The organism is Ruegeria sp. CF8, assembly GCF_056537285.1.
Map to the genome: position 1 here is coordinate 86,708 of NZ_JBQFRG010000012.1, position 10,914 is coordinate 97,621.

At 58.8% G+C, this 10,914-nt stretch carries 15 protein-coding genes; 8 read left to right on the plus strand and 7 right to left on the minus strand.

Annotated features, from left to right (window positions below):
- Positions 1–3 precede the first annotated feature (3 nt).
- The 3 genes from ACR0EV_RS21555 to ACR0EV_RS21565 are packed head-to-tail and all read right to left on the minus strand — an operon-like array spanning position 4 to position 3,061.
- Entirely contained in the window at positions 4–1,167 is a 1,164-nt protein-coding gene (locus ACR0EV_RS21555) for a lytic murein transglycosylase (protein WP_480801973.1), read from the minus strand.
- An 11-nt stretch (positions 1,168–1,178) separates the two neighbouring features.
- Positions 1,179–2,099, minus strand: a complete 921-nt coding sequence (cbiB, locus tag ACR0EV_RS21560) for an adenosylcobinamide-phosphate synthase CbiB (protein WP_480802024.1) — start codon at positions 2,097–2,099, stop codon at positions 1,179–1,181.
- Positions 2,096–3,061, minus strand: a complete 966-nt coding sequence (locus ACR0EV_RS21565; protein ID WP_480801974.1) for a threonine-phosphate decarboxylase — start codon at positions 3,059–3,061, stop codon at positions 2,096–2,098. Before ACR0EV_RS21565 ends, cbiB begins: the two co-directional genes overlap by 4 nt.
- Before the next feature lie 185 nt (positions 3,062–3,246).
- On the opposite strand from ACR0EV_RS21565, the gene ACR0EV_RS21570 reads away from it, so the two are divergent.
- Positions 3,247–3,609: a response regulator transcription factor gene (locus ACR0EV_RS21570; RefSeq protein WP_171096153.1), complete on the plus strand. Its 363-nt coding sequence runs from the start codon at positions 3,247–3,249 to the stop codon at positions 3,607–3,609.
- On the opposite strand, the gene ACR0EV_RS21575 is transcribed toward ACR0EV_RS21570, so the two are convergent.
- The gene (locus ACR0EV_RS21575) at positions 3,591–4,580 is read right to left on the minus strand and encodes a glutathione S-transferase family protein (protein ID WP_480801975.1); all 990 of its coding nucleotides are present in this window, start codon (positions 4,578–4,580) and stop codon (positions 3,591–3,593) included. The genes ACR0EV_RS21570 and ACR0EV_RS21575 overlap by 19 nt on opposite strands.
- 212 nt (positions 4,581–4,792) lie before the next feature.
- On the opposite strand from ACR0EV_RS21575, the gene ACR0EV_RS21580 reads away from it, so the two are divergent.
- Entirely contained in the window at positions 4,793–5,146 is a 354-nt protein-coding gene (locus ACR0EV_RS21580) for a hypothetical protein (protein WP_480801976.1), read from the plus strand.
- Here ACR0EV_RS21580 and ACR0EV_RS21585 read toward each other — a convergent pair.
- Positions 5,143–5,670, minus strand: coding sequence for a L,D-transpeptidase family protein (locus tag ACR0EV_RS21585; RefSeq protein WP_480801977.1), 528 nt, complete (start codon positions 5,668–5,670; stop codon positions 5,143–5,145). The two genes, ACR0EV_RS21580 and ACR0EV_RS21585, sit on opposite strands and share 4 nt — an antisense overlap.
- 3 nt (positions 5,671–5,673) lie before the next feature.
- Positions 5,674–6,846: a MalY/PatB family protein gene (locus ACR0EV_RS21590; RefSeq protein ID WP_480801978.1), complete on the minus strand. Its 1,173-nt coding sequence runs from the start codon at positions 6,844–6,846 to the stop codon at positions 5,674–5,676.
- Positions 6,847–6,940: 94 nt separating this feature from the next.
- Here ACR0EV_RS21590 and def (ACR0EV_RS21595) point away from each other — a divergent pair, with 94 nt between their 5' ends.
- The 6 genes from def (ACR0EV_RS21595) to speB all read left to right on the plus strand — a co-directional run bounded on the left by def (ACR0EV_RS21595) (position 6,941) and on the right by speB (position 10,272).
- Entirely contained in the window at positions 6,941–7,459 is a 519-nt protein-coding gene (def, locus tag ACR0EV_RS21595) for a peptide deformylase (RefSeq protein ID WP_480801979.1), read from the plus strand.
- Positions 7,456–7,950 (plus strand): peptide deformylase, encoded by a 495-nt coding sequence (def, locus tag ACR0EV_RS21600; protein WP_480801980.1) that lies wholly within the window; start codon positions 7,456–7,458, stop codon positions 7,948–7,950. The genes def (ACR0EV_RS21595) and def (ACR0EV_RS21600) overlap by 4 nt, the downstream gene beginning before the upstream one ends.
- A 43-nt stretch (positions 7,951–7,993) precedes the next feature.
- Positions 7,994–8,908, plus strand: a complete 915-nt coding sequence (fmt, locus tag ACR0EV_RS21605) for a methionyl-tRNA formyltransferase (RefSeq protein WP_480801981.1) — start codon at positions 7,994–7,996, stop codon at positions 8,906–8,908.
- A 6-nt stretch (positions 8,909–8,914) separates the two neighbouring features.
- Complete coding sequence (locus ACR0EV_RS21610; protein WP_480801982.1) at positions 8,915–9,151, plus strand: hypothetical protein; 237 nt, start codon at positions 8,915–8,917, stop codon at positions 9,149–9,151.
- 1 nt (position 9,152) lies between these two features.
- Complete coding sequence (locus tag ACR0EV_RS21615; protein WP_171096132.1) at positions 9,153–9,389, plus strand: GlsB/YeaQ/YmgE family stress response membrane protein; 237 nt, start codon at positions 9,153–9,155, stop codon at positions 9,387–9,389.
- A 61-nt stretch (positions 9,390–9,450) separates the two neighbouring features.
- Entirely contained in the window at positions 9,451–10,272 is an 822-nt protein-coding gene (gene speB, locus ACR0EV_RS21620) for an agmatinase (RefSeq protein ID WP_480801983.1), read from the plus strand.
- 1 nt (position 10,273) lies between these two features.
- On the opposite strand, the gene ACR0EV_RS21625 is transcribed toward speB, so the two are convergent.
- On the minus strand, positions 10,274–10,876 hold the full coding sequence (locus ACR0EV_RS21625; protein ID WP_480801984.1) for a COG3904 family protein: 603 nt from the start codon (positions 10,874–10,876) through the stop codon (positions 10,274–10,276).
- Between the last annotated feature and the right edge of the window lie 38 nt (positions 10,877–10,914).

A 10,914-nucleotide genomic window follows, 5' to 3' on the forward strand; every position in this document is an offset into this window, starting at 1 on the left:
AGGTTAAAGCCGACTTAGCAAGGCGACCGTCGGCCACGCGTCTGCGGGCAGGCCGAGGCGTTGCTGCTCGGCCTGCACAGCTGCTCGCGTCCCGGCGCCCAGAATGCCGTCGACTTTTCCGACATCATAGCCTTTGGCCTGCAATTTGCTTTGCAACTGCTTCATCTGCGCGCTGTTCAAACCTTGCGCCGGATTGCCTGCGTCATAGATCTGCGCGCCTTCCAGTCTTGTACCAAAATAGGCGGCGGTCAGAACGTAGACAAAGCTTTGATTCCATTCGAAATAGACGTCGAAGTTCGGGTAGGCCAGAAAGGCCGGACCATTGCGCCCTTGCGGCAGGATAAGCGAGGCAGGCAGGTTGGCCAACGACCCGCTGCGCGCTTGTACGCCCATGGCTTGCCAGTCTGCAACCGAGCGGGGTTTACCCGGACCGGACAGGGACCAGTCCATCTGCGCGGGCACCGTGACTTCTTGCAGCCAAGGTTCGCCCGGACGCCAACCCAGATGCGACAGCATTTTGCCCCCGGACATCAGCGCATCGGCAGCCGAGGTCTTGAGGCGGACATGCCCGTCACCATCACCATCTACGCCATTTTCCAAAATGTCGCGCGGCAGCATTTGGACCATTCCAATCTCTCCGGCCCATGCACCTGTCGTGCGCGCCGGGTCGAAATCGCCGTTCTGATACAGTTCGATGGCGGCGAAGATTTGCGGGCGAAACAATTCGGGCCTGCGGCAGTCATGCGCCAAAGTCACCAGCGCGTTTCGAGTGTTGAAGTCCCCCTGGAACGAGCCAAAGTCAGTCTCGAACGCCCAGAAGGCCAGCAGCACCCCGCGTGAGATACCGTATTCCTGTTCGATCCGGTCAAACACCGCGTCGTATTTGCGCGACATGGCTTGCCCGCGTTCAATCCGGTTGGCCGAAATCAGGCGGCGCGAAAACTCGATGAACGGTTTCTGAAACACCCCTTGCGCCCGGTCAGCCCTGAGTACCGCATTGTCTTGCTGCACGCCTTTGAAAAACGCGTTCACGGTGGATTTGTCAAAGCCTTGTTGCATGGCTTCGGTCTTCAACCCTTTGACAAAGGAATTGAACCCACCGCCACATTGGGCAAAGGCAGGAGAAGCAAGCAAAGCGGCGGCAACCAGGCCGGAAAGAAAACGCATGAAGAGACCCGTCAGAAAACCAGATTGACCCCAACCCACACTGACACGAGCCCAAGCGCAAGCCCCCAAACGCTCCACAACATGTGACATGCGCGGAAAACCTCCGCCGCCCCTATCTCGCGCGGCGCGTCGCCATTGACCCAGGCCAGGTCCCGCAGCTTTCCATCATAGCTGCGTGGCCCGGCTAGGGCGATGTTCAGCGCGCGGGCCATCGCGGCCTCGGGCCAGCCTGCATTGGGTGAGATATGGCGGCGCGCATCCCCCACAATTTCGCGCCAGCGCGACCGTTGGCCTGAGAGCGCCACGATCAGCACACAGGTCAGGCGGGCAGGGATCAGGTTCAGCAGGTCGTCAAACCGGGCTGAAGCCCAGCCGAACTCAAGGTACTTTTCGTTGCGATACCCGATCATGCTGTCGGCGGTGTTCACGGCTTTGTAGACCAGCAGCCCCGGCAACCCGGCGACCAGAAACCAGAACGCGGGTGCAATCACCCCGTCGCTGAGGTTTTCTGCCGCGCTTTCAACAGCCGAACGCGCCACCTGCGCCTCGGTCATGTCGCGGGTATCGCGTGAGACGATCATCGCCACCTGTGCCCGCCCCTCGGTCAGCGAAGTCAACAGCCCGTCACCCACAGCACGCACATGCGTGACCAGAGATTTCTGTGCCAACAGGATCGCGCAAACCAGAATCTCGACCACCGGTCCCAGCAACGAAAGCGCCCAGCCAAGTATCCATGCGCCACAAGCCAACAGGAACAGCGCGAAAACGCCTTTCAATCGTCGCGCGGCCCCGTCATTCAGCCGTTTGTCCAGCCAGCCAATCAGATTGCCGATCATCACTGCCGGGTGCTTGACGCGAGACCAGAGCCAGTCAGGCTCTCCCAGTGCGGCGTCCAGGCACATGGCGCAGACCAGCATCAGGCCAACGCTCACAGCGCGGCCGCCAATCTGTCCCATCCATCCTTGGGTGGCAGGCCTAGGCGTAGATATGTGGTTGAATAGGGGAAAATGCGGCTCCAGATATGGTTCTGTGCCAGTCTGTCCTGCCAATTGGTGGCGTCGTCGACCTTGTACAGGCGGAACAGGCTGGTGCCACCAACGATCTGAGCGCCCTTTTCCGTCACCAACGCATCCAGGCGCGCGGCCTCATCAGTCAGACGCTCGCGTGTGGCGTTAGCCCAACCGCCGTCTGACAAGGCTTGGGTTCCAATGCGCAGGGCAGGGCCCGACACGGACCACGGACCGGTCAAATCGTTCAGCCGGTTGATCATGTCTGGCCGCCCGATGGCAAACCCCAGACGCATCCCGGCCAGCCCCCAGAATTTGCCAAAACTTTTCAGAACGATCACGCCGGGGCGGTCCGCCAGATGGATCAGAGACGCGTCCGGTGTGACGTCGCAGAAGCTTTCATCAATCACACTCAACTGCGCTGTGACATCGCTTTCCTGCCAGATCCACCCATCGGGGTTGTTCGGATGCACGATCACACGGGCGTCTCCAGCTGTGTCGGCCTGAACATTCCAACCCTGAGCTGAAAAGGCGGCCGCGTGTTCGTTATAGGTGGGTGGCGTGATCTGAACCGTGCCGGATGTGGCCAGCGCTGGGATACGAGCGATGACGGCGGATGCCCCTGGTGCAGGAAGGATCGCTGCCCCATCCGGCACGTTCCAGAACCGGCGTGCTGCATCGCTCAGGCGTTCAAAAGCCCCGTGGTCCGGCAGTTCCGTCCAGTCCCCTGCTATAAGCCCTGACACCTTATACGGGTGCGGGTTGATGCCGGTCGACAGATCGATCCAGTCGGCGCGTTGACCGCCATATTTGGCAATCGCTCTGTCCAGTCCGCCACCGTGGTCGCGCGCGGCGCGTGGGTCCAGACCGTGATCCAATGTGCTCATCTGCTCTCTCTGTGGGAAATGACCGATTTTGGCGCGTTTCAAGCGGATTTTCGCCTCTTACACAAGCAAATCCGTGTGATCACGTACCTGTGGGGCCGCTGTTAACACTTTGTTAAGGAAATAACGAGATCACGGACCACGGGGGTCGGCACCACTCACCATATCAAGTGCCGAGGTTGTTGCAAATGAAAGTTCTGATTGTTGAGAGTAACCCCGACCTTGGTCGGGTCTGGAAAAGGCATCTGGAGCGGCAAGGCGCCGAGGTCACGCTGGTCGAGACGCAGGAGGCCGCCATTCTGGCGCTGTATGGCACGGATTTTGAAATCATCGTGCTGGATTTGGTTTTGGAAAGCGGCAGTGCGTTGGCTGTGGCTGATTTTGCCAGCTATCGCCGCCCCGAGGCGCGGGTGATCTTTGTCACCAACACCACCTTTTTCTCGGACGGGTCGATCTTTGCCCACAGTCCGAATGCCTGCGCCTATGTGCAAAGTGAAACGCCGCCAGAGGACCTGGCGGCGATGGTGGAACATTACGCAGCGGGGCGTTGATCACGTCCGTGCGGTTCCATGTATTCCAACACCGGATTGGTTGGGATGATCCGGTACGGATTGATGCTGTCATGGCTGTAGTGATAGTGGCGCACGATATGGTTCATGTTCACCGTGGGCGCGACACCGGGCCATTGATACAGCTCGCGCGTATAGGCCCAAAGATTAGGGTAATCGATCAGGCGACGCTTGTTGCACTTGAAATGCAAGTGATAGACCGGATCAAAACGGATCAATGTCGTGAACAGACGCCAGTCAGCCTCGGTGATCCGGTCGCCCATCAGATAGCGATTGCGGGACAGGCGCTCTTCAAGCCAGTCCAGTGTGTCGAACAGCGGGCCCACAGCTGCGTCATAGGCCTCTTGCGAGGTTGCAAAGCCCGATTTGTAGACGCCGTTGTTCACGTCTGAATATATGCGGGCGTTGACCTCTTCGATTTCGTCCCGCATCGCCTCGGGCCAGTAGTCATCGGTGTTGCCGGTGATCCCGTTGAAGGCCGAATTGAACATGCGGATGATTTCCGAACTCTCGTTCGAGACAATGGTTTCCTGCTGCTTGTCCCACAGGATCGGCACCGTGACCCGACCGGAATAAGACGGGTCGGCCTTGGTATAGATTTGGTGCGCAAAGTCCAGGCCATAAAGATCGTCACCTGTTGCGCCTTGATCGTCCGTCACGAAGGTCCAGCCTTTGTCCAGCATGTCAGGGTGCACAACTGAGACAGAGATCAGGTCAGTTAGCTCTTTCAATTCGCGAAAGATCAGGGTGCGGTGCGCCCAGGGGCAGGCGTGACTGACATAGAGATGATAGCGCCCGGGTTCTGCCTTGAATCCGCCTTTGCCGGACGGCCCCGCGCTTCCATCAGCCGTTAACCAGTTGCGAAATTGCGCCGCGCTGCGTTTGAACGCGCCTCCCGTAGACTTTGTGTCATACCAAGTGTCATGCCATGTTCCGTTGACCAGCAGGCCCATTTCTTTTCCTCCGCGTAGGCGTTTGACCAAAGATAGGTCCATGCCCGCCCTGTGCCTATCCGAACGCCCGCGCAACTGCCCTGCATTCGCGCACAATCAGGGTTGGGATTTCTGTGCAACAATTCGCAATCGCGCTGAATTCTGTGATGTGGTTCACTGGATTTTTACAACCGTTCCCGCACAATAGATGTCATTCACGGGGGAACGGATTAATGAGTACTTATGTTTCAAAGGAAATACGCGCCGAGTTGGACGCGGCCCGAATCACCACGTTGAAGAAAGCCAGCCGTTTGCGGGTGGAAATGGGCAACAATACCTATAAAATCCTCAAATTGTGGAAGGACGGCTTCACTGTTGAGGCCGAAACGACACCCCGCCTGCGTGGGCTGGTCGATATCTACGATGGGGCCAACCACCTCTACCAATGCCTGATCGTCGCGGATGAGGATGAGGGTGGTGAGATGCGGTATGAGTTCAAGCGCAGCACTGCGGCCCATGACAAGGCTCCGCTGGATTTCTATCGCGCGCCGGATGCACCGATTGCCCTGTTGGGGCACGAGGACTAGGGCCGGATTTCGACGGTCGTTCCGGTTTCAGTCAGAGTCCAAAGCTGCGCCATTTCGGCGTTTGACAGCGCAATACAGCCCAATGTCCAGTCTCCGGGCAGCGTAAAACCGGCCACCCCGTTGGGTTGGCCATGGATGAAGATGTCTCCTCCGGGGTCCGTACCCTGCTGGCGTGCGCGTTCGATGTCGTCGGGTTGCGGATAGTCAATGCCCAGCGACAGATGAAAGGCGCTGTTTGGATTGCGCCGATCGATCCTGAACAGCCCGACGGGCGTTTTACCGTCCCCTTCGATCTCTTTGTCCCCATCCGGAGCAAAGCCCAGTACAATGTCAGCCTGCATCACCACTGCCCCGTCCAGCGTGGCCGTCAGGCGGCGAGCAGATTTCTCGATCAGGATATGGTCAATGCGCGTGGCTTCGGGTGCCATTGGCGGCGCAGGCGGGCGCGGGCCAAAGCGGTGCCAGCCAACCCAGCCGGCACCCGCGATCAACAGAGCGAGACCTATCAGCCCCAGCCGCCGCATGTCTTACTGCAAATCTCCGAAAGCCCGTTTCAGCCGGGAGCAAGCTTCCTCAACCCGCGCGCGTTGCGTAGCGAGGTTGAAGCGTTCGAACGTCTCTCCACCTTTACCAAAGCCGGGGCCAGAGGATGTTGCGATCCGCGCGTCCTCGCGTAGGCGGCGGACAAATTCAGCGTGATCCATGCCCGTGCCCGAGAAATCGACCCAAGCCAGATAGGTTGCTTGTAACGGCATAGACCACAGACCCGGAATTTCGGCGATGGTCTGATCGAACAAACGCTTATTGCCTTCCAGATGTGCAATCTGCGCATCCACCCATTCGGCTCCTTCGGGGCTGTAGGCCGCAGTGATCATCGCCACACCCAAAGAGCCGGGGTCATAGTCCAGCGTCTGCAACCGATGCTTCATTGCCGCGCGCAGTTTGGGATCGGGAATGATCATGTTGCCGGTCCGCTGCCCGGCGATGTTGAAGGTCTTTGACGCAGCGGTCAGCGTCACTGTCCAGGGTCGCGCATCCGGGGCGGCCACATCCATCGGCACGAACTTGGCACCGGGATAGACCAGATCGTGGTGAATCTCGTCCGACACAAGGATCAAACCGTTCCGCTCGGCAAACGCGGCCACGGCACGCAGTTCATCTGGCGTCCAGACACGCCCCGACGGGTTCTGTGGCGAACACCACAAAAGCATCTTCTCGGACCCGTCCAGCCGCGACTGCGCGTCGTCCAGATCAAGCCCATAGCTGTCGCCTTCCCGCACTAGCGGACATTCGACGACCCGGCGGCCTGATTTGTTCACCTTATGCGCAAACTCATGATAGACGGGGGTGAAAATCACGATGCCATCGTCGGGTTCGGTCCAGACATCCAGCGACAGCGCGATTGCATTGCCCAGACCTTGGGTTGTCAGAATCCAATCTGTATCGATTTCCCAGTCATGGCGGGTCTTCATCCACCACTGGACGGAAGCCAGATAATCCGGGTGCATCCAGGAATACCCGAACACGCCATGATCAGCGGCTTTGCGCACCGCATCGATTACGCAAGGCGCTGTTTGGTAATCGGAATCGGCCGTCCACATGGCCAGCCCGTCATTGGGTGAGACGCCGTAAAACATCTCCATCTTGTCCCATTTGGAACTGTTGGTGCCCCGGCGGTCGATCAGGTCGTTGAAAGTCATGTCTGCTCCGTTCTGTTGGTCGAAAGCTAACCGCAAATCGGGCAGGTGCAAGGGGGGCGTTGCGGCGCGGGACGGGATGGCCTAAATCAGCCCCATGAAACGCAATATCCTGATCCATCCCGACCCCCGCCTGAAGAAGGTCTGTGCGCCCGTGGGCGACCTTACGGACGAGCTGCGCAAACTGGCTGACGACATGCTGGAAACCATGTATGACGCGCCCGGCATCGGCCTCGCCGCGCCGCAGATCGGTGTGCTGGATCGGTTGATTGTTCTGGATTGCGTCAAGGAAGAGGGTGAAGCCCCCCGCCCACTGATCATGTTCAACCCCGAGGTCATCGCATCATCGGATGAAACCAATGTTTACGAGGAAGGGTGCCTGTCGATCCCCGATCAATATGCCGAAGTGACCCGCCCCAAAGTGGTGGATGTCACCTGGATGGATCAGAATGGCAATCTGCAGCAGGAGACTTTTGACGGGCTTTGGGCCACCTGCGTGCAACATGAGATCGATCATTTGAACGGTAAGCTGTTCATCGACTATCTCAAACCGCTGAAACGGCAGATGATCACGCGCAAGATGCAAAAGCTGAAACGCGAGAAAGCACGCTCATGACCGTGCGCACCTGCTTGCCGTGGCCCGACAAACGTCTGCGCACCAAAGCGGATGAGGTGGCAGAAATCACCGATGAAATTCGGGCGATCTGGGACGACATGATCGACACGATGGAGGCAATGCCCGGTGTTGGCCTTGCTGCGACGCAGATCGGTGTGATGTTGCGTCTGGCCGTGGTTGATGGATCGGCTGAGCGGGGCAAGGCCGTGCGTCTGGCCAACCCGGAAATCCTGCACAGCTCGATTGAGCTTCGCGAACATGAAGAAGCCAGCCCGAACCTGCCCGGTGTGTCAGCCAAGATCAAACGCCCGCGTGCAGTGACTGTGAAATACGTGAACGAACAGGGCATGGTGGACCGTCGTGACTTTGTCGGGATCGACGCCACTAGCGTACAGCATCAGATCGATCACCTGAACGGAAAGATGTATTTCGACCGGCTCAGTAAGGTCAAACGCGACATGCTGCTGCGTAAAGCAAAGAAACTGACGTAAGGCGGGCTTCAGCCCCGCACCCGAAACAACTCCGGAGGCGAGCATGCGCGTCATCTTCATGGGAACGCCCGAATTCTCAGTTCCGGTGCTGGATGCGCTGGATGAGGCTGGGCACGAAATTGCCGCCGTCTATTGTCAGCCGCCGCGCCCTGCTGGTCGCGGCAAAAAAGACCGCCCCACGCCCGTTCACGCCCGGGCGGAGGAACTGGGCCTTCCCGTCCGCCATCCAGTTTCACTGAAGTCTACCGAGGAGCAGGACGCCTTTGCCGCGCTAAACGCGGATGTGGCCGTTGTCGTAGCTTATGGCCTGATCCTGCCGCAGCCTGTTCTGGATGCGCCCAAACAGGGTTGCCTGAACATCCATGCCAGCCTGTTGCCGCGTTGGCGCGGGGCCGCGCCGATCCATCGGGCGATCATGTCCGGCGACGCTGAGACCGGGATTTGCATCATGCAGATGGAGGCTGGTCTGGACACTGGTCCCGTTCTGTTGCGGCAGGTAACTGCAATCGAACCCGATGAAACCACCGCACAACTGCATGATCGCCTGTCGACCATGGGGGCCGCGTTGATCGTCGATGCACTGGCCAATCTGTCGAGACTTACGCCTGAACCTCAGCCCGAGGACGGCGTGACTTATGCCGCTAAGATCGACAAGTCCGAGGCGCGCATTGACTGGAAACGCCCGGCGGTTGAGGTTGATCGGCAGATCCGCGGCCTGTCGCCCTTTCCGGGGGCTTGGACCGAAATGGACGGTGAGCGGATCAAGGTGCTTGCGTCGCGCGTCGCAGACGGGCAGGGCGCTTCTGGCGAGGTTTTGAACGACGATCTGCACGTGGCCTGCGGGCAGGGTGCTGTTGAACTGCTGCGCTTGCAAAGGGCAGGCAAAGGCGCGCAGGATAGGGAAACGTTTCTGCGGGGCTGGGCGATACCGACCGGCACTCGGTTGTCTTCGGAGTAAAGCCATATGTTCATGGTGATGATGGGCACCGTCGTGATTGCCGGGATCGTGGGTTATCTGTCAGAAAAAACGGGATTTACACACAACGGTTATCTCCCATCGATCATCATCTGTGTGGGCGGGGCGTTCCTGTTTTATTTTGTGCGCATTATGTTTGGCATAAGCTTCGGCCCGCCGGGATTGGACGCGGTGATTTCATCTGTCGGGGCTTTGATCATCGTACCGACCCATTGGAGGAAGTAAGATGCCCGTCGTCGCCCTGATCATCATCGGAGCAGCCGCCGGTTTTTTGGCCACCCGGTTGATGCGGATCGAGGCAGATATCCCGACGACCATGTTGATTGGGATTGTTGGCGCTCTGATCGGAGGGTTTCTGCTGCGGTTTTTGGTAACAGTCATGGGATGGCTGTCTGGCTTTGTTGGCGCAGTCCTAGGCGCGCTACTGGTGATCTGGATCTGGCAAACCTATCTGCGCCGATAACCGCTTGACCTTGGGTCTTTTGTCCGTCCAGATCGCGTCCAAACGATTTGGGAGGATGCCGATGCAGCACGATCTGAAACCGGGTGATGTCGCTTTGATGGGCGTGCCGCTGGATCTGCATTCCTCTTTCCTGCAAGGCCCGGCTTTCGCCCCCGGACGAATTCGCGAGGCGCTGCATTCGGGTGCTGCCAATCTGACGGCCGAGGATGGCATCGATCTGGGCGCGACCGAGCGGTTTCGTGATACCGGCGATTTGGACGTGTTCGAAATGCGTGGCCAAGAGCCGATTGACCGGATCGAAACCGAAGCAGCCAAGCGGATCGCAACCGGCGCGCGCCTGTTGTCTCTGGGCGGGGATCATTCTGTGGCCTATCCGCTGATCAAGGCCCATGCGGACAGATACGAAGGGCTGAACATTCTGCATATCGACAGCCATCCCGATCTGTATGACGAACAGGATATTGGGCCGCTGGGCCATGGCTGCCCCTTTGCGCGGGTGATGGAGAACTGCCCGGTCAACCGGTTGGTACAGGTCGGCATCCGCACCATGAACGCCCATCAGCGCGAGCAAGCCAACAAGTTTGGGGTCGAGGTGATCGATATGCGCAACTGGAGCGCCGACCTGCAAATTTCTTTTGATGGACCCGTCTATTTGTCACTGGATTTGGATGCACTTGACCCGGCCTTTGCCCCCGGTGTCTCACATCACGAACCCGGTGGGCTGAGTACACGCGAGGTCATCAACCTGATCCACCGCTTCGAAGGCCAACTGGTCGGTGCGGATATTGTCGAACTGAACCCGCATCGCGACCCGTACGGTATGACCGCGATGGTGGCCGCAAAATTCGTCAAGGAGATCGGTGCGCGCTTGCTGTCGCGTTGATTCAGCGCGCGTCGCACACCGTAGCCGAACCAAGGGCCGGGGCACCCTTGGTGGTCATATCGTGGCGGTTCGCCTCAGCAGCGGTCATCCAGTGCATGCTTTCGGCCGGGGCTGCGAAGAGGGTATACCAGTAAAATTCTTCATCCACGCCGATGTCTTTGAAATAGTCCAGATATCGGTCATGTTCCGGGTCGTCTTCGGGCAACTCGGTCGCGACCAATCCCGATCCGGCCCAGCTGTGAACGCCGACACAGGCCCCCGGTTGCAAGATGCGGCGGTTTCCGGCCAGAAACAGATCGGTGCCCCCGCTGGCAACCAGACCATCTGAGGGTACGACTGTATCGAAACCGGCCTTGTGCACCTCGCGGCTGAAGATGACATTGGCATCGTCATCCACTGATCCTTCGATGTATTGCAGGACCAGAGTTCGGGCATCGGGATTTTCAGCAACGACTTCCTCAAATGCCGAAAGCGTTGTTTCATCAATCGTGCCTGACGCAATGATCTGGTCGCCCTGTGCAACGAAACTGACAGGCGTATAAAAGTCGCCACACGAGGCCAGCAGAGCCAGACAAGCTGCTAGGGATGTGAATCTGAGGGTCATCATGGGCCTCGCCGAATTGTACTGCCCAAAGAGGTATC

Bases quoted from the DNA above. Each gene is read 5' to 3' on its own strand.
- ACR0EV_RS21575 (WP_480801975.1), bottom strand. From the start codon at position 4,580: ATGGGCCTGCTGGTCAACGGAACATGGCATGACACTTGGTATGACACA.
- fmt (WP_480801981.1), top strand. From the start codon at position 7,994: ATGCGCGTCATCTTCATGGGAACGCCCGAATTCTCAGTTCCGGTGCTG.
- ACR0EV_RS21580 (WP_480801976.1), top strand. From the start codon at position 4,793: ATGAGTACTTATGTTTCAAAGGAAATACGCGCCGAGTTGGACGCGGCC.
- def (WP_480801979.1), top strand. From the start codon at position 6,941: ATGAAACGCAATATCCTGATCCATCCCGACCCCCGCCTGAAGAAGGTC.
- ACR0EV_RS21590 (WP_480801978.1), bottom strand. From the start codon at position 6,846: ATGACTTTCAACGACCTGATCGACCGCCGGGGCACCAACAGTTCCAAA.
- ACR0EV_RS21615 (WP_171096132.1), top strand. From the start codon at position 9,153: ATGCCCGTCGTCGCCCTGATCATCATCGGAGCAGCCGCCGGTTTTTTG.
- def (WP_480801980.1), top strand. From the start codon at position 7,456: ATGACCGTGCGCACCTGCTTGCCGTGGCCCGACAAACGTCTGCGCACC.
- ACR0EV_RS21625 (WP_480801984.1), bottom strand. From the start codon at position 10,876: ATGACCCTCAGATTCACATCCCTAGCAGCTTGTCTGGCTCTGCTGGCC.
- ACR0EV_RS21565 (WP_480801974.1), bottom strand. From the start codon at position 3,061: ATGAGCACATTGGATCACGGTCTGGACCCACGCGCCGCGCGCGACCAC.
- speB (WP_480801983.1), top strand. From the start codon at position 9,451: ATGCAGCACGATCTGAAACCGGGTGATGTCGCTTTGATGGGCGTGCCG.
- ACR0EV_RS21570 (WP_171096153.1), top strand. From the start codon at position 3,247: ATGAAAGTTCTGATTGTTGAGAGTAACCCCGACCTTGGTCGGGTCTGG.
- ACR0EV_RS21585 (WP_480801977.1), bottom strand. From the start codon at position 5,670: ATGCGGCGGCTGGGGCTGATAGGTCTCGCTCTGTTGATCGCGGGTGCC.
- ACR0EV_RS21555 (WP_480801973.1), bottom strand. From the start codon at position 1,167: ATGCGTTTTCTTTCCGGCCTGGTTGCCGCCGCTTTGCTTGCTTCTCCT.
- ACR0EV_RS21610 (WP_480801982.1), top strand. From the start codon at position 8,915: ATGTTCATGGTGATGATGGGCACCGTCGTGATTGCCGGGATCGTGGGT.